This is a genomic window from Brevibacterium yomogidense (assembly GCF_016107685.1).
Classification (GTDB): domain Bacteria; phylum Actinomycetota; class Actinomycetes; order Actinomycetales; family Brevibacteriaceae; genus Brevibacterium; species Brevibacterium yomogidense.
The window spans coordinates 239,775-265,004 of the sequence record NZ_JABASY010000002.1 but is presented as its reverse complement, the minus strand read 5'-3'; the positions used below and the strand labels follow the sequence as shown (position 1 = coordinate 265,004).

Genomic DNA, 25,230 nt, shown 5'->3' with positions numbered 1-25,230 from the left:
TCCGGGGGACGTCACCGATCCTCTGAGACGGACGGAGGGCTGACAGGAGCAAAAGGGCTGTGGCCGGGCGGAATCCGCCCGGCCACAGCCCTTTTCAGTCAGCGACGACGGCCGCGGAAGCAGTGCGTGTGCCAGTGCCGCCGGGCGCCCGGTCCGGTCCCGATCCCGTACGCGGCGGATTCCCGCCATGCGATCGTGTGCGGGACGGACGCGGGCAGCTGCTGCTGGCAGCCGGGGCACACATAGGTCTTGCCGGAGGCGGACCCCGTGACCTCCTGGACGATCCACTGACCATCGCGCGCGTCGTCGACCCGACGACGGGTCGAGAACCCGGCTGACAATTCACGCACCGGACGCTGCCACTTGTTGGCACGGCGCGACGAGGACGAACGTGGCATGCCGACAGTGTCTCACGTACAGTTGACGGCTGTGCGAGTCGTGATTGCGAAGTGCCAGGTCGACTATGCCGGACGACTGTCCGCGCATCTCCCCCTGGCCACAAGGGTCCTGATGATCAAAGCGGACGGCAGCGTGCTCGTCCACTCCGACGGAGGCTCCTACAAGCCGCTCAACTGGATGTCACCGCCCTGCACCCTGACGGTCGGGGAACCCTCGGAGGACCAGACGGACGCGGGCTTCACGGAGATCTGGACGGTCCGGCAGAAGAAGACCGACGACACCCTCGTCATCTCCATCGCAGAGATCGTGACGGAGATCGAACACGAGCTCGGCCTCGACCCCGGCCTCGTGAAGGACGGCGTCGAAGCGCACCTGCAGGAGCTGCTGGCCGAACACATCCACACGCTGGGCGACGGCTTCACGACCATCCGCCGCGAGTACATGACCGCGATCGGCCCGGTCGACATCCTCGCCCGTGACGCGGCCGGGTCCTCGATCGCAGTCGAGATCAAGCGGCGCGGAGGCATCGACGGCGTCGAACAGCTCACACGCTACCTCGAACTCATGAACCGCGACCCGAAGCTCGCCCCTGTCACCGGGGTCTTCGCAGCCCAGGAGATCAAACCGCAGGCGCGCACCCTTGCCGAGGACCGCGGCATCCGCTGTGTCGTCCTCGACTACGATGCGCTGCGCGGGATGGACGATCCGGAGACGCGCCTCTTCTGATGGGTGCGGCGGCCCTCTGGCCGGTCGGGGAACAACGGTTCCGACCGGTCAGGGGATCACGGTCTCCGGCTTCTCCACGCGTGTGATCGCCGCGCCCAGACCCGTGAGCTTCTCCACGAAATGCTCATAGCCGCGTTCGATGTGATCGATACCGGACACCTCCGTGGTCCCGGACGCGGTGAGCCCCGCGAGCACCAGCCCTGCGCCCGCCCGGATGTCGCTGGCCTCGACCTCCGCGCCGGACAGGGATCCCACACCCGTCACCAGCGCGTGGTTCCCGTCGATGCTCACCTGCGCGCCCAGACGGGACAGTTCATTCACGAACCGCCACCGGGCCTCGAACAGGTTCTCCGTCAACAGCCCCACCCCACCGGCCACAGCGTTGAGGGCGATGACGAACGGCTGCAGATCAGTCGGGAAGCCCGGGAACGGGAGCGTGGACACGCGCAGCGGCCGGGGCCGCTCCGGCCCGCGGACCCGGAAGCCCGCTACCGCCGCGTCCTCCGAACCGATGGCCTCCACGGACGCACCGGCCTCGATGAGCTTGTCGACGACGTTGGGCAGGAGATCCAGCCCCACCCCGTGGACGGTCACGTCACCACCGGTCGCAGCAGCGGCGAACGCCCACGTCCCAGCGACGATCCTGTCGCCCACACAGCGGTGCTCGACCGGATGCAGTCGTTCCACACCTGTGACGACGACGCGCGATGTCCCGATGCCCTCGATGTCCGCTCCCATCGAGACGAGCATGGTGCAGATGTCGACGATCTCCGGTTCCTTCGCGACGTTCTCGATCGTTGTGACACCGTCGGCCAGCACGGCGGCCATGACGAGGTTCTCCGTGGCACCCACGGACGGGAAGGGGAGGGCGATGTCCGCCCCCCGCAGCCCGCCGGGGGCACTCGCGACGAAGTACCCGTGGTCCAGTCGCACGTCCGCGCCGAGCTGCTCGAGACCGCGCTGGTGCATGTCGAGGCCGCGTGAACCGATCGCGTCGCCTCCGGGAACGGCGACCTCCGCCGCGTGCATGCGGCCCACCAGGGGACCGAGGACGGAGATCGACGCCCTCATCAGACGGACCAGTTCGTAGTCGGCGGTGATGCCGGGGGCTTCTGGCACTTCGATCGCGACGGTGCCCGCGTCCGCGTCGTAGTCGATCCCACAGCCCAGGCGGCTCAGCAGCTCGCACATGATGCGGACGTCCGCGATCGCGGGGACGTTGGTGATGAGCGATCGGCCGGGTGCCAGCAGTGCCGCGGCCATGAGCTTGAGGACAGAGTTCTTCGCCCCCCTCACGTCGACGTCGCCCTGGAGAACCGTCGGACCCTCGATGACGAAGACCTGCCTCACGTGAACCGTCCCATCGTGTGATTGGCGCCGGGCGGCGCTGATTCGAGCCAAGAGGAGAAGCCGGACAGCGCCTCGCCGTCGAGAGCCATCCGGATGGTCTTGGGGGAACCCTGATGCACGTCGTAGCGGCAGACGATGACCTGGGCGTCAGGAAGCAGGGAGTACTTCTCCGCTTCCGTCGGAAGACCGCGCTCGACGATCTCGAGGTCGGAGCGCGGCAGAACGAAACTGGGGTGGGGGCGGAGGCTGAAGACCGGGTACCAGTCCAGTGCGGACACGCCGAACACCGCGACACCCAGACGCCACACCCCCGGTTTGCCGACTGCTTCGGAAGAGCAGTCGAAGGCGCCGGCCGCTCGGGTGAGCGACCGGCGCCTGACGGAGAAGAGCACGACGATGACCACAGCCGCTCCCACGGACGAGAGCAGAATGATCAGCAGGACGGATGCGAGCACGTCGTGTCTACCTGCAGACTCTCAGTCCACGATCTCTGCGGCATCCGCGACCACGGAGACCCTGTCGTTGGCGACCGACAGGAACCCGCCGTTGGCCTGCGCCCGGATGGTGTTCCCCTCCGTCGTGAGGATGCGCACCTCTCCCCCGGCGACGAGCCCCATGACCGGTTCGTGGCCGGCCAGGATCCCGATCTCGCCTTCGGTCGTGCGGGCCACGACACGCGTGGCCGCGCCCGACCAGACCTCGCGGTCGGCAGAGACGACGACGACTGTCAGTTCTGCCATCGGTCAGGACTCCTTCTGGAGCTTGTCGTAGTTGCGCAGCACGTCGTCGATCGGGCCCACGTTGAAGAAGGCCTGCTCGGGGATGTGGTCGAAGTCGCCATCGCAGATGCCCTTGAAGCCTTCGATGGCGTCCTTGATCGGAACCGTCGAGCCCTCGACACCGGTGAACTGCAGAGCGGTGTAGGTGTTCTGCGACAGGAACTGCTCGATGCGGCGTGCGCGATGCACGACGACCTTGTCCTCTTCCGACAGTTCGTCGACACCGAGGATCGCGATGATGTCCTGCAGCTCCTTGTTCTTCTGGAGGATCTGCTTGACGCGCGACGCGACCTCGTAGTGGTCCTGGCCCACGTAGAGCGGGTCGAGGATTCGCGACGAGGACGCGAGCGGGTCGACAGCCGGGTACAGTCCGCGGGACGCGATGTCACGCGACAGTTCCGTCGTGGCGTCGAGGTGCGCGAACGTCGTGGCCGGGGCCGGGTCCGTGTAGTCGTCCGCGGGCACGTAGATCGCCTGCATCGAGGTGATCGAGTTGCCGCGCGTCGAGGTGATGCGCTCCTGCAGGACACCCATCTCGTCGGCCAGTGTCGGCTGGTAGCCCACTGCGGAGGGCATGCGGCCCAGCAGCGTCGACACCTCTGAACCCGCCTGCGTGAAGCGGAAGATGTTGTCGATGAAGAGCAGCACGTCCTGGTTCTGGACGTCACGGAAGTACTCCGCCATCGTCAGACCGGTGAGCGCCACACGCAGACGCGTGCCCGGCGGCTCATCCATCTGGCCGAAGACCAGGGCGGTGTTCTTGAGGACCCCGGACTCCTCCATCTCGAAGATGAGGTCGTTGCCCTCACGGGTGCGCTCACCCACGCCGGCGAACACGGACACACCGCCGTGATCCTGCGCGACACGGGTGATCATCTCCTGGATGAGGACCGTCTTGCCGACGCCCGCACCCCCGAAGAGGCCGATCTTGCCGCCCTGCACGTAGGGGGTGAGGAGGTCGATGACCTTGATGCCCGTCTCGAACATCTCTGTCTTCGATTCGAGCTTGTCGAAGGTCGGTGCCTCACGGTGGATGCCCCACCGCTCGGTGATCTCGTAGGGCTCTTCGAGCATCGAGTCGTTGAGGACGTCGCCGGTCACGTTGAAGACCTTGCCCTTGGTCACGTCGCCCACGGGAACGCTGATGGGCGCTCCGCTGTCGACGACCTCCTGGCCGCGGACGAGTCCGTCGGTCGGCTGGAGGGAGACCGCGCGCACGATGCCGTTGCCGAGGTGCAGCTCGACCTCGAAGGTGATCTTGCGAACGCCTTCGGACAGTGCGACCTCGGTCGTCAGCGCGTTGTAGACCGTCGGGACCGAATCGAGCGGGAACTCGATGTCGACCACGGGGCCGATGACGCGCGAGATCCGGCCAGTGGTCCCCTGGACCTGGGGAGTTTCGGAAACTGTGGCAGTCATGTTCTCTTTCTCTTCTGCTCTCTTCACCGGGCGAGGCTCAGTCGCTGGCGCCGGAGGCCGCAAGAGCGTCGACGCCGCCGACGATCTCGGAGATCTCCTGGGTGATTTCTGCCTGTCGGGCCGTGTTGGCCATACGGGTGTACGTCTTGATGAGGTCGTCGGCGTTGTCCGTCGCGGTCTTCATCGCCTGCTGACGCGCGGCCTGCTCCGCAGCGGCGGCGCTCAGCAGCGCCGCCTGGATCCGCGCGTCGATGTAGCGCGGGAGCAGTGCGTCGAGCACCTGCTCCGCGCTGGGCTCGAAGTCGTACAACGGGAACACCTGATCGTCTCCCCCTGCCGCACCCGTACCGGGAGCCGACTCCTCCTCGACGACTTCGAGGGGGATGAGACGGCGGTACTCCGGCTGACGGTCGACGGCCGACCGGTAGACGGTCGACACGAGGTAGATCTCATCGACACCCCCGGCGTCGAACGACTTCTCGAATGCTTCGAGCAGCTCTTCGCCGATGGTCCGGGCGTCCGCACCCGAAGGTGCTTCGGAGAACCCGGTCCACGACTTCGCGATCGCGCGGTCGCGGAAGGTGTAGTACGTCTCCGCCTTCCGCCCGACCGTGTAGAGCGCGACGTCCTTGCCCGCTTCGCGCAGGTGCGTGATGAGCTCCTCCGCTTCACGGATGACGTTCGCAGCGTAAGCACCCGCGAAGCCGCGGTCGGGACCGATGACGACGACCGCTGCGCGGTCGATCGACTCAGGTTCGGTCGTCAGCGTGTGCTCGACGTTCGACTGCGTCGCCACCACAGAGACGGCACGGGTGATCTCACGCGCGTACGGGCTGGCCGCCTGTGCGCGAGCAACCGCCTTCTGGATCCGGGAGGCCGCGATGAGCTCCATGGCCTTGAAGATCTTCCGCAGCGAACTGGTGGAATTGATCTTGGCCTTGTAGACCCGCTGCTGTGCTCCCATCAGCACTTCCTTTCAGTCGTGGCGTGCACGTCGGACGACCTCAGCGCTTCCGCTTGACGATCTTCTCCTGCTCGATCTCAGAGGATTCCGCAGCGGCGGTCTCCTCCGAGCCGGCAGCAGAGTCGTCGGAGACCTGGAACTCCTTCTGGAACTCCGTCACTGCGGAGGTCAGGGCGTCCTTGAGGTCCCCGCTGAGCTTGTCGTTCAGCGCTGCGATCTGGTCGAAGATGTCCGTCTTGCGCTCGAGGTAGGAGTGGAACTCCTCTTCGAACCGCAGGACGTCCTCGACGGGGATCTCGTCCAGGTGGCCTTCGGAGCCCGCCCAGATCGACACCGTCTGACGTTCGGACGGCATCGGCTGGAACTGTCCCTGCTTGAGCAGCTCCATGAGACGCGCACCGCGGTCCAGCTGGCGGCGGGTCGCAGCATCGAGGTCCGACGCGAACATCGCGAAGGCCTCGAGCGAGCGGTACTGCGCCAGGGAGATCTTCAGCGTGCCGGACACACCGCGCAGCGGCTTGCGCTGTGCGGAACCGCCCACGCGGGACACCGACACACCGACGTCCACCGCGGGGCGCTGGTTGGCGTTGAAGAGGTCCGACTGCAGGAAGATCTGTCCATCGGTGATCGAGATGACGTTCGTCGGGATGAACGCACCCACGTCGTTCGCCTTGGTCTCGATGATCGGAAGACCGGTCATCGACCCGCCGCCCAGTTCGTCGGAGAGCTTGGCGCAGCGTTCGAGGAGGCGCGAGTGCAGGTAGAACACGTCGCCAGGGTAAGCCTCACGGCCCGGCGGACGACGCAGCAGCAGCGAGATCGCACGGTAGGCCTCAGCCTGCTTCGACAGGTCGTCGAACACGATGAGGACGTGCTTGCCCTCGTACATCCAGTGCTGGCCGATCGCAGAGCCCGCGTAGGGGGCGAGGTACTTGAAGCCGGCCGGGTCGGACGCGGGCGAGGCCACGATCGTCGTGTACTCGAGTGCGCCGTTCTCTTCGAGGCTGCGGCGGACCGACGCGATGGTCGAGCCCTTCTGACCGCACGCGACGTAGATGCAGCGGACCTGCTTCGTCGGGTCGCCCGACTCCCAGTTCGCCTTCTGGTTGATGATCGTGTCGAGCGCGAGGGCCGTCTTGCCGGTCTTGCGGTCGCCGATGATGAGCTGGCGCTGGCCGCGGCCGATCGGGATCATCGCGTCGATGGCCTTGAGACCGGTCTCGAGCGGCTCCTTGACCTCCTTGCGGTCCATGACGCCGGGCGCCTGGAGCTCGAGCTCACGACGGCCGATGGTGTCGATGTCGCCGAGGCCGTCGATCGGCTCGCCCAGCGGGTTGACGACGCGACCCAGGTAGCCGTCGCCCACGGGCACGGAGAGCACTTCGCCCGTGCGGTAGACCTGCTGGCCCTCCGCCACGCCGGAGAACTCACCGAGCACGACAGCGCCGATCTCGCGCTCGTCGAGGTTCTGTGCGAGTCCGAGTGTGCCGTCCTCGAAGCGCAGCAGCTCATTGGCCATGGTGCTGGGCAGGCCGGACACGGTCGCGATACCGTCACCAGCCGTGACGACAGTGCCGACTTCGGTCTTGTCTCCCGACTGGGGTGAGTACGACTCGACGAACTTCCCCAGTGCGGCCCGGATCTCCTCCGGGCTGATTGTCAGTTCCGCCATCTGGTTTCCCTGCTTCCTTACTTGACGTGAGGCTGCGTGCGCGTCGCAGCGGTTGTTCGTGCGCCCGTGAGGGGCGCGATCAGCTGGTGAGTCGACGGCGGACGTCCGAGAGGCGATCCGCGATCGTTCCGCTCATCACCTCGTCGCCGACCTGCACCCGCACACCGCCGACGACGTCGGGGTCGACGGTGACATGGAGCACGAGCTCCCTGCCGTACGACCGGGACAGTGCCTGGGTGAGACGCTCCTGCTGCTGTGTGCTCAGCGGACGGGCGACGACGACTTCGGCCACGGAACGGCGCTGGCGTGCGGCCAGCACCTCGCCGTAGTTGTCGAGCGTCTCCGCCACGCGGAGTCCACGGGGATGAGCCGCCGCCTGCGACGCGAGGAGCACTGTCTCCTCCGCAGCGGCGGAGCCGAGCAGGTCCTGCACGAGTGTGCGCTTGGCGCGCGCCCCGCTGTCGGACCCGAATGCCCAGCCGAGTTCGTGGTCGGATTCGATCGTCCGCGCGAAGCGGAAGAGCTCCTCCTCGACACGGCCCAGACGGGATTCCGCCTGTGCACGGGCGGCCACAGCCGTGACGCCCGCGACCTCGACTGCTGTCACGAAGTCCTGTGTGCGAGCCCAGTGGAGGCCTGCGGCGTCGCGCACGATGTCGAGCGCGCTGGAATCCACCTGGCTTCCGAAGAGCTGATCGAGGACTTCGCCCTTGGCACGGGCATCGATCGACGCGTCCGCGAGGGATTTGCGCAGGGACACGTCCTCCGACAGCACCGACACGATGCTGAGGAGGCCGTCGCCCACTGCTGGGTCGACCGTGGTGCCGGACACCGTGCGGTCGACCTGGGCGAGGACCTGCTGCAGGGACATCCTGCTCGACTGGAGCATCAGAACTCCTTGGCCGTGGAGGCGGCTGCCACCGGCGTCTGGGCCTCGAGGTCGGCGATGAAGCGGTCGACGACGTTGGCCGAACGGGTGTCGTCATCGAGCGATTCGCCGACGATGCGCGAAGCCAGGTCGGTCGCGAGACCGCCCACCTCCGACCGCAGCGAGACCATCGCCGACTGGCGCTCCGCCTCGATCTGGGCCTTCGCCTGCGTGATGATGCGCTCGGACTCTTCAGTCGCCTGCTGCTTCATCGAAGCGATGATCTGTGCGCCTTCCTCCTGGGCCTCGGCCCGGAGTCTGGCGGCTTCGGCACGTCCGTCCGCGAGCTGCTTCTGGTATTCGGCGAGGGCGGCGTCCGCCTCTGCCTGCACCTTCTCTGCCTTCTCGATGCCGCCCTGGATAGCGCTGGAGCGCTCGTCGAGGACGACACGGAACTTCGGAAGGAGGACCTTCCAGAAGACGAGGAAGATGAGAGCGAAGCAGACCGCCGACCAGACGATGTCATAGGCGGCAGGGATGAGCGGGTGGCCGCCCTCCGCCGCGAGAACTGTCATCGGGGTCATGTGCGCGTTCGCTCCCTATCAGGCTGCGGGGAAGATGAAGCCGGCCGCGATGCCCAGGAAGGCAAGCAGCTCGACGAAGGCGATGCCGAGGAACATCGTCGTGCGCAGCTGGCCGGAGACCTCCGGCTGACGCGCCATGCCCTCAACGGTCTTGCCGACGAGGATGCCGATGCCGATACCGGGGCCGATGGCCGAGAGGCCGTAGCCGACGGTCTGCAGGTTGCCGGTCACTTCGGCGAGGATGGTGGTGTCCACGTGGGTATTCCCTTTCGGTTGAGGGCCGGCTCTTCAGCTGGCCCCTGTCTTGCGGATGACAGATTGTGGGTCCGGGACTCAGTGGTCCTGGGCGACGCTCAGCTGGATGTAGGCAGCGGTCAGCAGAGCGAAGACATAGGCCTGCAGCACTGCCACGAGGATCTCGAACAGAGTGAAGGCGAAGCCGCCGACGAGTGTCAGGGCACCGAAGCCGGCGACAGCGCCACCCGCTTCGAAGAAGAAGAACTGCGTGGCTGCGAAGCACAGCACCAGCAGGAGGTGGCCCACCAGCATGTTGAACGTGAGACGCAGCGTGAGGCTCACGGGGCGGGCGATGAAGGTCGACACGATCTCGATGGGTGTGACGAGGATGTACATGGGCTTCGGGACGCCCGCGGGGAAGAGCTCGTCCTTGAGGTAGCGGAAGCCGCCCTTCGCCTGGATGCCCGCGGCGATCATGACGACGTAGACGACGAGCGACAGGACCAGCGGCATGCCGATCAGGGCGTTCGACGACATGTTGAGGAACGGGACGATGCCCGTGATGTTGAGTGCGAAGACTCCGAAGAAGATGGCCGCGATGAGCGGGAAGAAGCGGTCGCCGTCCTTGCGACCCAGCATGCCGTAGGCGATGTCCTTGCGCACGAAGTCGAAGGCGAGTTCGACGACCGACTGGACACGGCCGGGGACGACCGTCGCCTTGCGCAGTGCGAGCCAGAGCAGCAGGAGGAGGGCCAGGGTGGCGATGATCCGGACCAGGATGATCCGGTTGACGTCGAAGCCGGTCCCCTCGAAGAGGAAGACCGCCGGGAAGAATTCTTCCAGCCCAGGTGCTGTGAATCCCCCTCCCCCTTCAGCTGCGAGCAGCGACACCGTTGGCAGGGCGTTGATGAACAGGGCGGTCTCCTGACGGCTATGCGGCCTCCGCGGGTGCGGTGACCGGCGACGGCACTTCGATCGGGCGCGGTCGTCGGACGGGCGTCCGATCGGGATTTCGCGATGGTCTGGCGCGGGGCCATGAACGTGTCTGAAGCTCTGAGACACTCATTCCATGTCAGTCTCAGGTTTCTGACCGCCTACTCCCAGCGTGTCCCCGGATACTCTACCAAGCGTAGAGAAGGGGACAAAACCACTTCCGGGTATCTGCGGCGATCAGGGGTGTGGAGTTCGTCTCACCTAGTGGTCTCGTCGACGATCGGTAGTCGTGCCCGCTGGACGATGACGACGTCTGCGACGAGGGAGGCGATGGCGGCCACGGCCAGGGTGAGGAATAGGGTCCACGGGTCGTAGAAGTCCCTCCCCCGCAGCGCGACCCCGACCCCCATGAAGCCGATCACCTTCACGAGGAAGCCGCCCATCACGCCGGCCGCCATCGCGGTCGGACTGGAATCGGCGGTGAAGTACATGATGGCCGCGGTGATGGCGAAGAAGACGAAGGCGACGACTGCGCCGATGAGAGCGCCCCAGACACCGGGCAGGCCCGTCATCAGGGCGCCGACGAAGCTCGCGACGGTGCCGATGACGATCGAGATGAGCAGCCCGGCGATGATCGTCCATCGCATGATCGAGCGGACGCTGTCGCTGCGGCCGGAGCCCGCTCCGGCAGTTGAGGACGGGTTCATGGGGTCTCCTTGCGTGCCAGGCGCCTGCCCAGCGGGTAGAACGTGAGGACGAGGGTGACGAGGACGAGGACGGCGAGCACGGGCAGCACCTGGGTCACCGGGAAGCGGAGGAACGACACGGAGCCGAACGCGAAGATCGCGGTCCACAGGTAGAGGAGCAGGACGGAGCGGGCGTGGGAGTGCCCCAGTGTGAGCATGCGGTGGTGGAGGTGCTTCGCGTCCGCGGAGAACGGCGACTTGCCCGCCATCATCCGCCGGACGACGGCAAGGCCCAGGTCCAGCAGCGGCAGCGCCATCACCGCGATGGGCAGGATGATCGGGAGGAATGCCGCCAGCGCCCGTTCGTCGGCGAGCAGTGCGGGGTCCACCTGGCCGGTCACCCGGATCGTCGAGGCGGCGAGCATCAGTCCGATGAGCATCGAACCGGAGTCGCCCATGAAGATCCGGGAGGGGTTGAAGTTGTGGGGCAGGAACCCCACGCAGGCGCCCACGAGCACCGCGATGATGAGGGAGGCGAGGTTCGCGTAGCTGTCCGGGGTCGCGTCGACGGCGAGGCTGTAGCTGTAGACGAAGAACGCCGCGCCGCCGATCGACACGACGCCGGCCGCCAGTCCGTCCAGTCCGTCGACGAAGTTCACCGCGTTGATCGTGACGAGCACCACGAGCACTGTGAGGACGAGCGACATGCGCGGCGAGCCGATGATCACGCCGCCCAGGGGTATCGACAGGAGGCTCACGCCGTTGAGCGCCATGAACCCCGCTGCAAGGGTCTGTCCGGCGAGCTTGGTGGTCCAGTGCAGGTCCCAGATGTCGTCGATGACGCCCAGCAGGCAGAGCATCGCGGCGGCTCCTGCGATGCCGATGACCGGACCCGGTTCGTCGAACACCCGATCGAGGAACGGGGTCCGCGACGCGATGAGGAGACCGCCGATGATGCCCGCGAACATCGCGACCCCTCCCAGCCGCGGGGTGGGGACGGAGTGGACGTCGCGTTCGCGCAGCGGCGAGAAGATGAGGCCGCGTTCGGCGATCCGGCGCACCATCGGGGTGACGAGGTAGGAGATCACCGCCGCCGTGAGGAGGATGAAGAGGTAGGCGCGCACTCAGTCGTCCCGGTCGGTGCCGTCCCGGTCCGGGTCGGACGAGGCGCCGCCCTCCGGTTCAGGGGTGGTCAGCAGTCCTTCGAGGTCGGGGACGGCTTCCTGCAGGCGTTCGAGGCTCAGTGGGCCCTCCCGGACGATGCGCGGGGGGTTCGCGGTCATGTCGACGATGGTCGAGGAGGCCTGGCCCGAGCGCGGACCGCCGTCCAGATAGACATCGACGGAATCGCCCAGCATGGATTCCGCGACGGCGGCGGACTCTGCGGGGGGCTCCCCGTGGGAGTTGGCGCTCGACACCGCGAGCGGCCCGGTCTCCGCGAGCAGCGCGAGCGCGTCAGGATCGTCCGGCATGCGCAGTGCGACGGTGCCCCACGTGTCGCCCAGGTCCCAGTCGAGCATGGGCTGGGCGTGGCAGATGACGGTGAGGGGGCCGGGCCAGAACGCGGTCACGAGCGCCATGACGCGTTCGTCGGCGCCCGCGGACAGCGCCAGCAGGGTGTCCCTGCCCTGGACGAGCACCGGAGGCGGCATGTCGCGGCCGCGTCCTTTCGCGGCGAGCAGCGAGGCGACCGCGCGGGCGCTGAAGGCGTCCGCCGCGATCCCGTACACGGTGTCCGTCGGCATGACGATGAGCCCGCCGTCCGCGATCACGCGGCCGGCCTCCTTGAGCACCAGCTCGCGTACCTGCTCGTTGCGGATGTCGAAGGTCCGGCTCATGCGTCGTGGGCTCACTTCCGCTCAAGATGCGACTGTCGAACAGCCGTGGTGAAACGATCTCGTCCAGTGTAGTCGGCATGGGTGGTCACCCGTGCGAATCCGGCTGCGATGCTCGCCTCACGCAGGAGGACGCCCTGTGTGTCTGCGTGCTCGAGGACGAGCAGCCCCCCGTCGGCGAGCACGTGCGCCGCCGCTGCGATGATCCCCCGGGGCAGGCGTGTGCCGTCGTCTCCCCCTCCCCAGAGGGCAGAAGGGGGGTCGTGGTCGACGACCTCGGGTGCGGTGGTGGTGCCGTCGGCGACGACGTAGGGCGGGTTGCTCACGACCACGTCGACGGTGCCCGCCAGGCGATCGTCCACGACCTTCCGGACCGCGCCGGGGTCGGAGGCGTCGGCCTCCACGACGATGAAGGTCGAGCCTGCGCCTGCGAGGTCCGCGGCGACGGCCTCCGCGCTCCTGCGTGCCCATCCGACGGCCGTGGGGTCGATCTCGACGCCCACCGCCGAGGTCCCGGCCGCCTCCGTGGCGACCGCCAGTCCCAGCGCTCCCGTCCCGGTGCACAGGTCGACCACGCGCCCGCCCCCGTCGGGGCGGGTGCGGGCGAGGTGGGCGAGCACCGGGTCGACGAGCAGCTCCGTCTCCGGCCGCGGCACGAAGACGCCGGGGCCCACCGGCAGGGTGAGGGTGCGGAAATGAGCGGCACCGGTGAGGTGCTGGGCGGGGACGCGGGCGGCGCGACGCTCCACGAGTGCGTCGAACACCGGGACGACGGCCGGCGGCACTGGGTCACCCATGAGGCGGGCGCGGGACAGGCCGCGACCGTCGAGGCCCCATGCGTGGGCGAGGAGGATCGACGCGTCCGTCCCGGGCGAATCGACTCCGGCAGCGGCCAGCCGCTGCTCCGCCGCGCCGAGGACGGAGGCGATCGACGGGTCGGTCACCCGATGTCCTCGAGGCGTTCGGCGCGCTCCGCGGCGCGCAGCGAGGCGACGACCTCGTCGAGCCTGCCGTCGAGCACCTGGTCGAGGTTGTGGGCCTTGTACCCGGTGCGGTGGTCCGTCACGCGGTTCTCCGGGAAGTTGTAGGTGCGCACCCGCTCCGACCGGTCGACGGTGCGCACCTGCGACCGGCGCTGGGCCGTCTGCTCTGCGGCTGCTGCTTCCGCGCGCGCGGCGAGGATGCGTGCTCGGAGCATCCGCAGCGCGGCCTCCTTGTTCTGCAGCTGCGACTTCTCGTTCTGGCAGCTCGCGGTGATGCCCGTGGGCAGGTGGGTGATGCGTACGGCGGAATCCGTCGTGTTGACGGACTGCCCGCCGGGGCCCGACGACCGGTAGACGTCGATCCGCAGCTCGGCGTCCGGCAGCTCCACCTCGTCCGGGGCGTCCGCCTCCGGGAACACGAGGACCCCGGCCGCCGAGGTGTGGATCCGTCCCTGGGACTCCGTCACCGGGACACGCTGGACCCGGTGCACTCCCCCTTCGAACTTCGTCCACCCGTAGACGCCGTCCTGCGAGGACTTGAGCGCCATCGTGAGTTCCCGGACGCCCCCGAGCTCCGTGTGCGCAGCGTCGAGGACCTCCGTCGACCAGCCCTTGGTCGTGGCCCACCGCTCGTACATCCGTGCGAGGTCCGCAGCGAACAGTGCAGATTCGTCGCCGCCCTCGCCGGCCCGGATCTCGAGGATCGCATCGCGGCCGTCGTCGGGATCCGAGGGCACCAGCAGTTCGCGCAGGTCTGCCATGAGCGCGACCTGCTCCGCCCCCAGGGCGCCGTCCAGCTCCGCGGCCTCCTCTGCGAACGACGCGTCCGCTTCAGCCATCTCGTGCGCAGCGGACAGGTCGTCGGCGATCGTCTGCAGCCGCGCCCAGACGCGGGCGATACGGTCCAGCTCGGCGTACCTCCGGGTGAGGGAGCGCGCTCGGCCGGGGCTGCCGTGGACGTCCGGGTCCGCCAGCGCCTGCTCGACGCGGGCGTGCTCGTCCAGGAGGGAGCGCACGGTCGCGGAAAGAGCCTCGAGCTCCTGCTCCGCTGTCCCTGATTCCTCCGTGGTCATGTCCGCACCCGCCCCTCCGGTATCGGTCCCGTACGCGCATGAGCCGAGGGCCGCAGGTCACCCTGCAGCCCTCGGCTCATGCGAGAAGCATGCTCAACAGTCATGCGCGCGCGTGCACTCCGCACGTGCTCCCCTCACATCCCACTCCCGCGTCAGTGGTCGTCGGACGCCGACTTGGGAAGCGGCGTGGTCTTCTGCACCTGCATGAGGAACTCCGCGTTGGAGCTGGTCTCCTTGAGCTTGGACATGAGCAGCTCGATGCCCTGCTGCTGTTCCAGGCCGGACAGGAGACGGCGCAGCTGCCACATGACCTTGCGCTCCTCCGGACGCATGAGGTTCTCCTCACGACGCGTGCCGGAGCTGTTGACGTCCACGGCGGGGAAGATCCGCTTGTCCGCCAGGTGACGGGACAGGCGCAGCTCCATGTTGCCGGTGCCCTTGAACTCCTCGAAGATCACTTCGTCCATCTTCGATCCCGTCTCCACCAGTGCGGTCGCGAGGATCGTGAGCGATCCCCCGCCCTCGATGTTGCGGGCCGCGCCGAAGAACCTCTTGGGCGGGTAGAGCGCGTTCGCGTCGACACCACCGGAGAGGATCCGGCCGGACGCCGGCTGGGCGATGTTGTATGCACGGCCCAGTCGCGTGATGTTGTCCAGCAGCACGACGACGTCCTGCCCCATCTCCACGAGGCGCTTCGCACGTTCGATCGCGAGTTCCGCGATCGTCGTGTGGTCGTCCGCGGGACGGTCGAAGGTCGAGGCGATGACCTCGCCCTTGACGGCGCGCTGCATGTCCGTCACTTCTTCCGGACGCTCGTCCACGAGCACGACCATGAGGTGGACCTCAGGGTTGTTCTCCGCGATCGAGTTCGCGATCTGCTGCATGATCGTCGTCTTGCCCGCCTTGGGCGGCGCGACGATGAGTCCGCGCTGGCCCTTGCCGATAGGCGCCACCAGGTCGATGATCCGGGTCGTGATGTTCTTCGGCTGGGTCTCCAGTCGCAGGCGGTCCTGCGGGTAGAGCGGTGTGAGCTTCGAGAACTCGACCCGGCGCTTCGCGTCCTCGACGGTCAGTCCGTTGACGGAGTCCAGACGCACGAGCGCGTCGAACTTCTCCCGGCGGTTCTGCCGGTCGCCTTCGCGCGGCTTGCGGATGGCGCCGGTGACGGCGTCGCCCTTCCGCAGACCGTTCTTCTTCACGAGGCCGGCGGAGACGTACACGTCGTTCGGTCCCGACAGGTAGCCGGAGGTCCGCAGGAACGCGTAGTTGTCGTGCACGTCGAGGATGCCGCCCACGGGGATGAGGACGTCGTCCGCGTGCACCTGCTCGTCGTCGCGGCCGCGGCGGCGGCGGTCACGACCGCGTCCGCGGTTCGAGCGGTCGTCGTTGCCACCCTGCTGATTGCGCGAATCGCCGCGCTGGTCGCCCCGTCCGCCACGACCGTTCTGGTCGCCGCGCGAGCGCCGCTCGCCGCGGTCACTGCGACCCTGCTGATCACCGCGGTCGTCGCGGTCGTGCTGGTCGCTGTGATCGTTCTGATCCTGGCGGTCGCGCCGGTCGTTCTGGTCCTGCCGGCCGCCACGGCGGTTCTGGCCGCCGCGACCGTTCTGATCGCCGCGACCGTTCTGGCCGTCGCGGCCCTGACCGGAGCCGTTGTCGTCGGAGGAGCCCTGGTCGTCCGAGGCGCGATCGCTTCCGCGGTCACCGCCGTCGTCGGAGCGGCTGTCGTTCCGACGGCGGCGCGAACGGCGCCCTCCGTCGTCGTCGCGCTGGTCCTGGGACCTGCCCTCCGACCGCTGATCGTCCGTCTCCGACGAACCGTCGTCGGAGAACTGTGCAGCGGGAGCGTCCGAGGCCGCGGCCTTCGGTGCTGATGCCTGTGGTGCAGATGATTGTGGGGCTGACGACTGCGTCGACGGCTCCTGGGTGTCAGCAGACGGCGCCTGAACGGGCTTCTCCGTCTCCTGTGCGGGGGCGGCGGCCGCCTTCGACGTGCGGGACGGTGCGGCCTTCGCCGCCGGCTTCTCAGAAGCCGCACCCGCGTTCGCCGACGAACCGCGTGCGGTCTGGATGGCTTCGATGAGGTCGCTCTTCCTCAGGCGGCGATAGCCCTTGATCTCCAGCCCGGCTGCGATCTCCTGCAGTTGGGGCAGACGGAGCGCGGTGAGACTTCCCGAACGTGCTTGTGTGTCGTTCGCGGTGGTTTCAGTCACGAAGGTTTCCTTCTCCCTCGTTCGGCTGTGCGTGAAAGATGCGCGAGATGCGCCGGATGCACAGCGATGGATGGCACCTGAGGTGCATGTGGGAAAGACGCAGGTCGAAAACGGCCGAAGGCGTCCTGTAGATGTTCCGAAGAAATGTGCGTGATCGGTTCGTGGTGCTGAGACCTGAACGGAACTGCGTTCGGAACACCCCCAACTGTACATGCCGGGGCAGACGTACGCGAATCGCGCCACTGCCTTCTTTCGGCCTCCGCGCGCGGGTCGTGTCCCGACCGCACCGTCCTGCGATCCGACAGCATCGCCGTCAGGCGGACAGGCGCCGCAACGACAGCGTCGTCGCGCCGTTCTCCGCGATGACGGTCGGCACCACGTCCGCGTCGTCGTCGCCCAGAGCGGCGGACACACGCTCCCCCAGATCGTCGCCCGTGCCCAGCACGAGCACCGTCGGTCCGGCACCGGACACGACCGCGGCGAGTCCCGTGGCTCGCAGCAGGTCGATCCGCTCGAGCGACGCGAGCATCGCGGGGCGGCGGTACTCCTGGTGGAGACGATCGACGGTGGCGTCGAGCAACAGGGAGGGGTCGTGGCAGAGCGCGTGCACGAACAGACCCGCGATCGCGGAGTTCGCGGCGGCATCGGCGTGCGGCACCGTCCGCGGGAGCAGGTCGCGTGCGATGCCCGTGTCCAGACGCTCCTGCGGGATGATCACCGCGACGCGCACCTCGGGATGCACCGGCAGCGAGATCGACGAGGCCCGTTCCGGTTCGGGGTACCAGCTCACCGTCGCACCGCCGAACAGGGCGGGTGCGGCATTGTCCGGATGTCCCTCGAAATGCGTCGCCCACGCGAGCTTCTCCGCAGCCGTGGGCTCCGGCAGCCCCGCGGCCGTGCTCGCCGCATCCGCGATCGACAGGCCCGCGACGACCGCTGCCGCAGAGGAGCCCATCCCGCGTGACTGCGGGATCGCGTTCTCGCACTCGAGGACCAGTCGGTCTCCGCCGGCCACGTCGCGCGCGGCGAGGATCTGCTCCGCGATCCGGAGGATGAGGTGGTCGCCGCTGCGCGGCAGGCTCCGCTCCCCCTCCCCCGTGATGTCGACGCGGGCCTCGTGCGGGACCGCGGCTTCGGAGACCCGTGCCCTCACGGTGTCCGCGAAGCCGAGCGCCAGGCCGAACGAGTCGTAGCCGGCACCCAGGTTCGCGGAGGTGGCCGGGGCGGTCACCTCGACGGAGAACCCGGCGGGGATCCGGAGGCCGCTCATGCGTCCTCGAGACCCAGTTCGCGGGCGGCGCTCACCGCGTCGACGGGGACGCGTGTGGGAGTGACGGCGGAACCGTCCGCGGCCTGCAGCGCCCACTGCGGGTCCTTGAGGCCGTGTCCGGTCACCGTCACCGTGATGACGGCGCCGGCCGGGATGCGACCCGCGTCGGCGGATTTCAGCAGACCCGCCACCGAGGCGGCGGACCCCGGCTCGACGAAGATCCCCTCCGTGGACGACAGGAGGCGGTGGGCGACGAGGATCTCCTCGTCCGTCACGGCCTCGATGAGTCCGCCGGAGTCGTCGCGTGCCGCGATCGCCTGCTCCCAGGAGGCGGGATTCCCGATCCGGATCGCGGTCGCGATCGTCTCGGGTTCATCGACCGGGTGACCGAGCACCAGAGGTGCGGCACCGGCGGCCTGGAAGCCCCACATCCGCGGCGTCCCGTCCGCCAGGCCCGCTTCCGCGTACTCGCGGAAGCCCTTCCAGTACGCGGTGATGTTGCCGGCGTTGCCCACCGGTAGCACGTGGATGTCCGGGGCCCGGCCCAGTGCGTCGACGATCTCGAACGAGGCGGTCTTCTGGCCCTCGATGCGGTCTGGGTTCACCGAATTCACGAGGTCGACGGGGTAGGCCTCCGACAGCTTCCGGCAGAGGGTGAGGCAGTCGTCGAAGTTGCCGTCGACCTCGAGCAGCTGGGCGCCGTGGGCCACCGCCTGGCTCATCTTGCCCATCGCGATCTTGCCCGCGGGCACCAGGACGGCCGACGTGATCCCGGCCTTCGTCGCGTACGCCGCTGCCGACGCCGAGGTGTTGCCGGTCGACGCGCAGATGACCGCCTTCGCACCCCGTGCGACGGCCTTCGTGATCGCCATCGTCATCCCCCGGTCCTTGAAGGAGCCCGTGGGATTCATACCCTCGTACTTCACGTGGACCTCCGCGCCGACGCGCGCGGAGAGCCCTTCCGCGTGGATGAGCGGGGTCCCGCCCTCTCCCAGAGTCACCGCGGGGACCTCCGCTCCGACGTCGAGCAGGTTGCGGTATTCGTTGACGACCCCGCGCCACTGGGGACGATGTGCTGCTGCCATGGCTGCTTGCCTCTTCCTGCTGTTCCGGACGCCTCAGGCGCCTTCGATTCGGAGCACCGACTTGACGGATTCGACGACGTCCAGCCCCGCGAGTGCGTCGACCGTCGCCGCGAGAGCGGATTCGACGGCGGAGTGCGTCGCGATGACGAGCTTCGCCCGTGCCGGCGCGTCCTCGTCCTCCGTCTCCAGGCGGGTCTGCTGGACGAGCTCGATCGAGACTCCCTCCGCCGCGACGACTTCGGCGACGCGCAGAAGCACGCCGGGACGGTCGAACACCTCGAGGGTCATCTGGTACCGCGTGGTCACCCGTGAGATCGGAAGGATGTCACCGCTGCGGCGCACCTGCTGCGCGACCTGACCGCGCCCGCCCAGGACGCGGCGCCGCGCCACGGACACGAGGTCGCCCATGACCGCCGATGACGTGGGGGCGCCACCGGCGCCCTGCCCGTAGAACATGAGCGATCCCGCGTTCTCCGCTTCGACGAAGACCGCGTTGAAGGCACCGGACACGGAGGCGAGGGGATGGTCGTCGCGGACGAGAGCGGGGTAGACCCGTGCCGACACGCTCTTCGCGCCGTCCGCGCCGTCGACCCGCTCGCAGATCGCGAGCAGCTTGATCGTGAAGCCCTGCGCGGCCGCGGTCGCGATCATGTCCGCACTCACCGACGTGATGCCCTCGACGTGGACGTCGTCCATCGAGACGGGGACCTGGAACGCGAGCGACGCGATGATCGCGGCCTTCGCCGCAGCGTCGAACCCGCCGACGTCCGCCGTGGGGTCCGCCTCCGCATAGCCCAGCTCCTGCGCCGTCGACAGAGCGGTGTCGAAGTCCCACCCCTCCTTGGCCATCTGATCGAGGATGTAGTTCGTCGTCCCGTTGACGATGCCCATGACCCGCTGGATGCGATCGCCCGCGAGCGACACGGACAGCGGCCGCACGATGGGGATGGCGCCCGCGACGGCCGCCTCGTACTCGATGCGCACGCCCGCGTCGTCCGCAGCCGTGATGAGCTCCGGGAAGTGCTGTGCCAGGAGGGCCTTGTTCGCCGTCACCACGCTGGCACCGGACGCCATCGCCTCGAGGATGTGGGTGCGGGCCGGCTCGATGCCGCCCAGCAGCTCGATGACGATGTCGGCGTCGGCGACCACGGCCTCGGCGTCGGTCGTCAGCAGCTCCTGCGGGATGCCCTCGCGCTCCTTCTCCGCATCCCTCACCAGCACCCCCGCGAGTTCCAGTCGCGCCCCCACACGCGCGGCCAGCGCATCCGACTGGGTGAGGAGGGTGCGCGCCACCTCCGTGCCGACGACACCCCCGCCCAGCAGTGCGACAGTGAGCTTCTCCATGGTGGTCCTCTCAGGAATCGACGATCGGGCCGCAGTCGCGGGCCAGCAGATCATCATGCGTCTCGGGTCGGATGAGCCAGTCCGCACGGCCTGTGCGAACGGCGAGCACGCCGGGTCGCGGCGTGAGGTTGTAGTTGGACGACAGCGGCTGGCAGTAGGCCCCCGTGCCCGGCACCGCGACGAGGTCCCCCGCCCGCACGTCCCCCGGCAGGTATTCGTCGCGGACGACGATGTCCCCGCTCTCGCAGTGACTGCCCACGACACGGACGACCACGGGTTCGGCCGGCGTCGACCTGGACGCGAGCGTGCACGAGTAGTCAGCATCGTAGAGCGCGGTCCGCACGTTGTCGCTCATGCCGCCGTCGACCGACACATACGTGCGCACGCCCGTCTCCGTCTCCACCGGCTTCACCGTGCCGACGGTGTAGAGCGTGAAGACCGCCGGGCCCACGATCGCGCGCCCCGGCTCGAACGAGACCACCGGCAGATCGGTGCCCTCGTCGGCGCAGGTCTTCGCGACGACCTCCGCGAGCTGGGCGGCCATGTCCTCGATGGGCGGCGGCGTGTCCTGCGACGTGTACCGCATGCCGAACCCGCCGCCCAGATCGATCTCCGCGAGGACGACGCCGTGGTCGCGCTGGATCTCCGCGCGCAGGCCGGCGATCCGCCGCGCCGCGACCTCGAAGCCCGACCGGTCGAAGATCTGCGAGCCGATGTGGCTGTGCAGGCCGATGAGGTCGAGGTGCGATGAGGCGAGGATCCGGTCCGCGGCCGTGCGCGCCGCACCCGAATGCAGGGACAGGCCGAACTTCTGGTCCTCGTGCGCTGTCGCGATGAAGTCGTGCGTGTGGGCTTCCACACCCACCGTCACACGGATCATGACGGGTGCGCGCATCCCCCGGGCGGACGCGGCTGCTTCGATGCGGTCGATCTCGTCGAGGGAGTCGACGACGATGCGGGCGATCCCCCAGTCCAGTGCGAACGCGATCTCCGCGTCCGACTTGCTGTTGCCGTGCAGCCCGACCACCGACGGGTCCACACCCGCGCGCTTGGCCGTCATGAGCTCACCCAGCGAGCACGTGTCGATCCCCATGCCCTCTCCGGCGACCCACTGGGCGATCGCGGAGGTGAGCAGCGCCTTCCCCGCGTAGTACGTGCGGGCACGGGTGCCGACCGCATCGAACGAGGCGGAGAACGCGTCCACGAACCGGCGGGCACGCGTACGGAGGTCGTCCACGTCGAGGACGTAGAGCGGGCTCCCGTACTCCTCCGCCAGATCCGTGGCGCGATGGCCTGCGACGGTGAGGACCCCGTCCGCGTCCTTGTCCACGTGCGCGGACCACAGGCTGGGCATGAGGGCATTGACGTCATCCGGATACGGCAGCCAGACCGGTGACGGACCGGCATGGAGGACACCGGAGATGTGCGCGGGCATTCAGGCTCCTGTCACATGCGCTCGGGGGCGCTGACCCCGAGCAGCTCGAGTCCGTTCGACAGCACCTGCGCGGTGGCGCGGTCCAGCACGAGCCGGGAGCCGTGGACGGCACCCGGCTGCTCGTCGCCGAAAGGCGTGACCCGGCACGAGTCGTACCACTTGTGGAACAGGCCGGCGAGGGCTTCGAGGTAGCGGGCGATGCGGTGCGGTTCACGCAGCTGCGCCGCCTGGGCGACGACGCGGGGGAAGTCCGCGAGGCCCGCGAGCAGCGCCGCCTCCGCCGCGTGGCTGAGGGTCGAGGCGTCGAAGAGCGAGGCGTCGACCCCGGCCGCGAGCGCGTTGCGCTCGACACCGCACGCGCGGGCATGGGCGTACTGCACGTAGTAGACCGGGTTGTCGTTGCTGGCGCTGCGCAGGACCTCCGGGTCGAGTGTGAGGGGGGAGTCGGCGGGGATGCGGGCGAGCGAGTACCGCAGCGCATCGCGGCCCAGCCAACGCACGAGGTCGCGCAGCTCGATGATGTTGCCCGCGCGCTTCGAGAGCTTCGCACCGTTGACGTTGATGAGCTGCCCGATGAGCACCTCGATGTTCACCTTCGGGTCGTCGCCCGCGGCGGCAGCGATCGCCTTGAGGCGGCCGACGTACCCGTGGTGGTCGGCCCCCAGCAGGTAGACCTTCTCCGTGAAGCCGCGGTCCTTCTTGTCGAGGTAGTACGCGGCGTCCGCGGCGAAGTACGTGGGTGCCCCGTCGCTGCGGATGAGGACCCTGTCCTTGTCGTCCCCGAAATCGGTGGTGCGCAGCCAGACGGCACCGTTCTCGTCGTACACGTGCCCCTGCTCCCGCAGCCGCTCCACCGCTGACGCGAGCGCACCGGAATCGTGGAGCGACGATTCGGAGAACCAGACGTCGAAGTGCACGTCGAACTCCGTGAGCGTGTCCTTGATGTCCTGCAGCTGCAGGGTGTAGGCGCGATGGCGGACCTCGTCGCGCGTCGCGTCGTCACACGAATCGGCCAGCGCAGGCTGGTCCTCCGCGATCGCCTCCGCGATGTCTGCGATGTACTGGCCCGGGTAGCCGCCCTCCGGCACGTCCCGGCCCTTCATGCGAGCGATGACCGAATCCGCGAACACGTTCATCTGGGAGCCCGCGTCGTTGACGTAGTACTCGCTCGTGACGTCCGCCCCGGCAGCGGTCAGCACCCGTGCGATCGCGTCGCCCAGTGCGGCCCACCGCGTGTGCCCCAGGTGCAGGGGTCCGGTCGGGTTGGCGGAGACGAACTCCATGTTGACGACATGGCCGGCCATCGCGTCTCCGCGACCGTACTCGGGTCCGGCAGCGACGATGTCCGCTGCAAGGGCGCCGGCAGCGGCGGCAGACAGGGTGATGTTGAGGAACCCGGGGCCTGCGACGTCCACTGCGTCGATGCCGGCGCTCTCCCGCAGCACGGCGGCGAGCCCCTCTGCGAGCTCGCGCGGCGGCAGACCCGCGGACTTCGCGATCTGCAGCGCGATGTTCGAGGACCAGTCGCCGTGGTCGCGGTTCTTCGGTCGTTCCACGACCAGCGCAGCAGGAGGGGCGATCTCCCTGCCGGACGAAGTGCTGTACGCGTCGAGTGCTGCGGCGATGGCCGCCTTGAGTTCTTCCGGAGTCACCCGCTCAGGATAGTGGGTGGCCGGCACGTGCGGACAATCGCCCCCGGGCGAGGATGTCCGTGGCGATCGGCGCGGGACGGAGAGTGCGTACCACGGAACAGGGAATCCCACCAGGGGGCTTGTGCCCGCCCGGCAGTCTTCTTAGCTTCAGGACTGAGACATCCCACCGATCGACACGCGCTTGCGGGACCCGAGGACGAACGACTCATGGCAGACCTCACGACAGCCGATGTGACCCTGATCTTCCTGGCACTCGAGGAGTACGCGACGGGGCTGGGCACGGCGTTCGGGCCCGAAGAATCGGAACAGGCCAGGCTGCTCGCTCAGCGACTCACCGCATCGAGGGCCGTGCACGTCGACGAGTGACCTGCGGACGCCGTCCGGGAGCGTGCAGGCGGATTCGTGACGGGCCCCTCGGATCCGCTACGATCGGGGCGGTCAAGCAGCCGGCCACCGGAGTACCTGGAGACCCTCGGTGTACACGCTGCTCAACAACATGGAGTCGTCGAAGCTCGACCTCTACCTGCCTGGCAGGCTGGTCGCTTCACTGCACTACCGTTTCACCACGGACGAGATGTGGTTCGTCTACTGCGAATCGATCGACGACGACTCACCCGATTCCCACCGCCGTGAAGTCCTGCGCAGGGGTCTCGAGGAGGCGCACTCGCGACGGATGCGCGTGCGCGTCCTCTGCACCATCTCGCAACGGCTCCTCACCGGCACCTCTGCGGGCACGGAACCGATCGTCATCGATCCCGGCAAGCTGTGACCGCCGGTGCCTCGCGTGTTCTCACACGTCGAAGTGTGTGAGGGCCTCCCCGCCGCCCACCGCGGCGACGACCTCCTCCGCGAGCCGCGCGAGCTTGATATTGCGGTGTGAAGACGCGTCGCGCAGGAGTGCGAACGCCTCCGACTGCGAGCACCGGTTCTGCGCCATGACGATCCCCACCGCCGTGTCGATCGCGGTGCGGGTCGCCATCGCGATCCGACGGTGCTCCGCTTCATCCGCGTGAGTGGCGACCCGCACCGCGACGCTCAGCACGAGGGAGGCGATCGCCGCGTACTCCTGCGCACGCGCGACGTCGTCGGGGCCGAGCGCACAGGGTTCGGCGGCGTAGAAGTTCATGGCGGCGACGGCACCGCTCTTGAGATCCAGCGGCACTGCGAGCGCCGACCGGTACCCGCGATCGCGCACCGCGGACATGTAGGCGGGCCAGCGCTCATCGCTGCGCACGTCGTCGATGATGATGGAGGAGTCCGTCTTCTGCGCTTCGAGGCACGGCCCCTCCTCGAAGCCCACCTGCACCTCGTCCATGAGCCTCGCCTGCTCGGAGCCGCTGCCGACCACCGTGGACCGCTTGGCGAGCTTGAGGGTGATGCCGCAGTCGACCTCCACTCCCCCTCCCAGCCCGTGGGCGGACAGCCGTGCGAAACGGTCGAGGAACTCGACGAGATCGTATTCCTCCGACAGCAGCGCGAGCAGCTGCTCCGAGGCGGTTTCCTGGGTGAGCGTGAGGTCCATGGGCCTGATCGTGCCACAGACCGATGGGAGTGTCCCCCATGCGATGTGACACCCCACTGTGCGCTGGGCCCGTCCCAATCGCCGTCAAGGTGTCTTGCTCTGGGAAGCACCGTTTCGCTGAGGACAGCGGAAGAGCCCCTTGGACGGGTGTCCAAGGGGCTCTTCCGGTGGTGCCCGCGACAGGATTCGAACCTACGACCT

Annotated in this window: 26 protein-coding genes; 3 read left to right on the top strand and 23 right to left on the bottom strand. The window is 68.4% G+C overall.

What is annotated here, in order from left to right; genetic code table 11:
• Positions 1–98 precede the first annotated feature (98 nt).
• Entirely contained in the window at positions 99–398 is a 300-nt protein-coding gene (locus tag JFC09_RS05530; protein WP_232483204.1) for a hypothetical protein, read from the bottom strand.
• A gap of 31 nt (positions 399–429) precedes the next feature.
• On the opposite strand from JFC09_RS05530, the gene nucS reads away from it, so the two are divergent.
• A complete protein-coding gene (nucS, locus tag JFC09_RS05525; RefSeq protein WP_198393011.1) occupies positions 430–1,125 on the top strand; it encodes an endonuclease NucS in 696 nt (231 codons plus the stop codon).
• A 48-nt stretch (positions 1,126–1,173) separates the two neighbouring features.
• On the opposite strand, the gene murA is transcribed toward nucS, so the two are convergent.
• The 21 genes from murA to argS form a co-directional block, all read right to left on the bottom strand.
• A complete protein-coding gene (gene murA / locus JFC09_RS05520) occupies positions 1,174–2,475 on the bottom strand; it encodes a UDP-N-acetylglucosamine 1-carboxyvinyltransferase (RefSeq protein WP_198393010.1) in 1,302 nt (433 codons plus the stop codon).
• The gene (locus JFC09_RS05515) at positions 2,472–2,930 is read right to left on the bottom strand and encodes a DUF2550 domain-containing protein (RefSeq protein WP_198393009.1); all 459 of its coding nucleotides are present in this window, start codon (positions 2,928–2,930) and stop codon (positions 2,472–2,474) included. The genes murA and JFC09_RS05515 overlap by 4 nt, the downstream gene beginning before the upstream one ends.
• A 21-nt stretch (positions 2,931–2,951) precedes the next feature.
• Positions 2,952–3,215 carry a F0F1 ATP synthase subunit epsilon gene (locus tag JFC09_RS05510; protein WP_198393008.1) on the bottom strand — a complete coding sequence of 88 codons (264 nt, stop codon included), beginning with the start codon at positions 3,213–3,215 and terminating at the stop codon, positions 2,952–2,954.
• A 3-nt stretch (positions 3,216–3,218) separates the two neighbouring features.
• Positions 3,219–4,673 (bottom strand): F0F1 ATP synthase subunit beta, encoded by a 1,455-nt coding sequence (gene atpD, locus JFC09_RS05505; RefSeq protein ID WP_198393007.1) that lies wholly within the window; start codon positions 4,671–4,673, stop codon positions 3,219–3,221.
• Between the two features lie 37 nt (positions 4,674–4,710).
• On the bottom strand, positions 4,711–5,637 hold the full coding sequence (locus tag JFC09_RS05500) for a F0F1 ATP synthase subunit gamma (RefSeq protein ID WP_198393006.1): 927 nt from the start codon (positions 5,635–5,637) through the stop codon (positions 4,711–4,713).
• A 40-nt stretch (positions 5,638–5,677) separates the two neighbouring features.
• A complete protein-coding gene (gene atpA, locus JFC09_RS05495; protein ID WP_198393005.1) occupies positions 5,678–7,309 on the bottom strand; it encodes a F0F1 ATP synthase subunit alpha in 1,632 nt (543 codons plus the stop codon).
• Positions 7,310–7,388: 79 nt separating this feature from the next.
• The gene (locus JFC09_RS05490) at positions 7,389–8,198 is read right to left on the bottom strand and encodes a F0F1 ATP synthase subunit delta (protein ID WP_198393004.1); all 810 of its coding nucleotides are present in this window, start codon (positions 8,196–8,198) and stop codon (positions 7,389–7,391) included.
• Entirely contained in the window at positions 8,198–8,761 is a 564-nt protein-coding gene (locus JFC09_RS05485; protein WP_198393003.1) for a F0F1 ATP synthase subunit B, read from the bottom strand. Before JFC09_RS05485 ends, JFC09_RS05490 begins: the two co-directional genes overlap by 1 nt.
• Before the next feature lie 18 nt (positions 8,762–8,779).
• Positions 8,780–9,016: an ATP synthase F0 subunit C gene (locus tag JFC09_RS05480; RefSeq protein ID WP_198393002.1), complete on the bottom strand. Its 237-nt coding sequence runs from the start codon at positions 9,014–9,016 to the stop codon at positions 8,780–8,782.
• A gap of 78 nt (positions 9,017–9,094) precedes the next feature.
• A complete protein-coding gene (gene atpB, locus JFC09_RS05475; RefSeq protein ID WP_198393001.1) occupies positions 9,095–9,889 on the bottom strand; it encodes a F0F1 ATP synthase subunit A in 795 nt (264 codons plus the stop codon).
• A gap of 299 nt (positions 9,890–10,188) precedes the next feature.
• Positions 10,189–10,638, bottom strand: a complete 450-nt coding sequence (locus JFC09_RS05470; protein WP_198393000.1) for a hypothetical protein — start codon at positions 10,636–10,638, stop codon at positions 10,189–10,191.
• A complete protein-coding gene (locus JFC09_RS05465; protein WP_198392999.1) occupies positions 10,635–11,741 on the bottom strand; it encodes an MraY family glycosyltransferase in 1,107 nt (368 codons plus the stop codon). The genes JFC09_RS05470 and JFC09_RS05465 overlap by 4 nt, the downstream gene beginning before the upstream one ends.
• Positions 11,742–12,455: an L-threonylcarbamoyladenylate synthase gene (locus tag JFC09_RS05460; RefSeq protein WP_198392998.1), complete on the bottom strand. Its 714-nt coding sequence runs from the start codon at positions 12,453–12,455 to the stop codon at positions 11,742–11,744.
• 11 nt (positions 12,456–12,466) lie between these two features.
• Positions 12,467–13,396 carry a N5-glutamine methyltransferase family protein gene (locus JFC09_RS05455; protein ID WP_198392997.1) on the bottom strand — a complete coding sequence of 310 codons (930 nt, stop codon included), beginning with the start codon at positions 13,394–13,396 and terminating at the stop codon, positions 12,467–12,469.
• Positions 13,393–14,508 (bottom strand): peptide chain release factor 1, encoded by a 1,116-nt coding sequence (gene prfA / locus JFC09_RS05450; protein ID WP_198392996.1) that lies wholly within the window; start codon positions 14,506–14,508, stop codon positions 13,393–13,395. Before prfA ends, JFC09_RS05455 begins: the two co-directional genes overlap by 4 nt.
• Before the next feature lie 152 nt (positions 14,509–14,660).
• Positions 14,661–16,721, bottom strand: a complete 2,061-nt coding sequence (gene rho / locus JFC09_RS05445; RefSeq protein ID WP_332839662.1) for a transcription termination factor Rho — start codon at positions 16,719–16,721, stop codon at positions 14,661–14,663.
• Between the two features lie 313 nt (positions 16,722–17,034).
• A complete protein-coding gene (thrB, locus tag JFC09_RS05440; protein ID WP_198392995.1) occupies positions 17,035–17,991 on the bottom strand; it encodes a homoserine kinase in 957 nt (318 codons plus the stop codon).
• On the bottom strand, positions 17,988–19,076 hold the full coding sequence (gene thrC, locus JFC09_RS05435) for a threonine synthase (RefSeq protein WP_198392994.1): 1,089 nt from the start codon (positions 19,074–19,076) through the stop codon (positions 17,988–17,990). The genes thrB and thrC overlap by 4 nt, the downstream gene beginning before the upstream one ends.
• 33 nt (positions 19,077–19,109) lie before the next feature.
• Complete coding sequence (locus tag JFC09_RS05430; protein WP_198392993.1) at positions 19,110–20,420, bottom strand: homoserine dehydrogenase; 1,311 nt, start codon at positions 20,418–20,420, stop codon at positions 19,110–19,112.
• Between the two features lie 10 nt (positions 20,421–20,430).
• The gene (gene lysA, locus JFC09_RS05425) at positions 20,431–21,855 is read right to left on the bottom strand and encodes a diaminopimelate decarboxylase (protein ID WP_198392992.1); all 1,425 of its coding nucleotides are present in this window, start codon (positions 21,853–21,855) and stop codon (positions 20,431–20,433) included.
• Between the two features lie 11 nt (positions 21,856–21,866).
• Positions 21,867–23,507, bottom strand: a complete 1,641-nt coding sequence (gene argS / locus JFC09_RS05420) for an arginine--tRNA ligase (RefSeq protein ID WP_198392991.1) — start codon at positions 23,505–23,507, stop codon at positions 21,867–21,869.
• Positions 23,508–23,714: 207 nt separating this feature from the next.
• On the opposite strand from argS, the gene JFC09_RS05415 reads away from it, so the two are divergent.
• Both JFC09_RS05415 and JFC09_RS05410 read left to right on the top strand, forming a co-directional pair.
• The gene (locus JFC09_RS05415; protein ID WP_198392990.1) at positions 23,715–23,873 is read left to right on the top strand and encodes a hypothetical protein; all 159 of its coding nucleotides are present in this window, start codon (positions 23,715–23,717) and stop codon (positions 23,871–23,873) included.
• Between the two features lie 109 nt (positions 23,874–23,982).
• Positions 23,983–24,276 carry a hypothetical protein gene (locus JFC09_RS05410; RefSeq protein ID WP_198392989.1) on the top strand — a complete coding sequence of 98 codons (294 nt, stop codon included), beginning with the start codon at positions 23,983–23,985 and terminating at the stop codon, positions 24,274–24,276.
• 21 nt (positions 24,277–24,297) lie between these two features.
• Here JFC09_RS05410 and JFC09_RS05405 read toward each other — a convergent pair whose 3' ends face one another.
• Positions 24,298–25,029, bottom strand: coding sequence for a GAF and ANTAR domain-containing protein (locus JFC09_RS05405; protein ID WP_198392988.1), 732 nt, complete (start codon positions 25,027–25,029; stop codon positions 24,298–24,300).
• Positions 25,030–25,230 lie beyond the last annotated feature (201 nt).

What these genes read in the sequence shown, in the direction of transcription:
- lysA (WP_198392992.1), bottom strand. Translation starts at nt 21,855, where the DNA reads ATGCCCGCGCACATCTCCGGTGTCCTCCATGCCGGTCCGTCACCGGTC.
- JFC09_RS05470 (WP_198393000.1), bottom strand. Translation starts at nt 10,638, where the DNA reads ATGAACCCGTCCTCAACTGCCGGAGCGGGCTCCGGCCGCAGCGACAGC.
- atpA (WP_198393005.1), bottom strand. Translation starts at nt 7,309, where the DNA reads ATGGCGGAACTGACAATCAGCCCGGAGGAGATCCGGGCCGCACTGGGG.
- JFC09_RS05530 (WP_232483204.1), bottom strand. Translation starts at nt 398, where the DNA reads ATGCCACGTTCGTCCTCGTCGCGCCGTGCCAACAAGTGGCAGCGTCCG.
- JFC09_RS05490 (WP_198393004.1), bottom strand. Translation starts at nt 8,198, where the DNA reads ATGCTCCAGTCGAGCAGGATGTCCCTGCAGCAGGTCCTCGCCCAGGTC.
- JFC09_RS05430 (WP_198392993.1), bottom strand. Translation starts at nt 20,420, where the DNA reads ATGGAGAAGCTCACTGTCGCACTGCTGGGCGGGGGTGTCGTCGGCACG.
- thrC (WP_198392994.1), bottom strand. Translation starts at nt 19,076, where the DNA reads ATGGCAGCAGCACATCGTCCCCAGTGGCGCGGGGTCGTCAACGAATAC.
- prfA (WP_198392996.1), bottom strand. Translation starts at nt 14,508, where the DNA reads ATGACCACGGAGGAATCAGGGACAGCGGAGCAGGAGCTCGAGGCTCTT.
- thrB (WP_198392995.1), bottom strand. Translation starts at nt 17,991, where the DNA reads ATGAGCGGCCTCCGGATCCCCGCCGGGTTCTCCGTCGAGGTGACCGCC.
- JFC09_RS05510 (WP_198393008.1), bottom strand. Translation starts at nt 3,215, where the DNA reads ATGGCAGAACTGACAGTCGTCGTCGTCTCTGCCGACCGCGAGGTCTGG.
- JFC09_RS05415 (WP_198392990.1), top strand. Translation starts at nt 23,715, where the DNA reads ATGGCAGACCTCACGACAGCCGATGTGACCCTGATCTTCCTGGCACTC.
- JFC09_RS05460 (WP_198392998.1), bottom strand. Translation starts at nt 12,455, where the DNA reads ATGAGCCGGACCTTCGACATCCGCAACGAGCAGGTACGCGAGCTGGTG.
- JFC09_RS05500 (WP_198393006.1), bottom strand. Translation starts at nt 5,637, where the DNA reads ATGGGAGCACAGCAGCGGGTCTACAAGGCCAAGATCAATTCCACCAGT.
- JFC09_RS05485 (WP_198393003.1), bottom strand. Translation starts at nt 8,761, where the DNA reads ATGACCCCGATGACAGTTCTCGCGGCGGAGGGCGGCCACCCGCTCATC.
- atpD (WP_198393007.1), bottom strand. Translation starts at nt 4,673, where the DNA reads ATGACTGCCACAGTTTCCGAAACTCCCCAGGTCCAGGGGACCACTGGC.
- JFC09_RS05405 (WP_198392988.1), bottom strand. Translation starts at nt 25,029, where the DNA reads ATGGACCTCACGCTCACCCAGGAAACCGCCTCGGAGCAGCTGCTCGCG.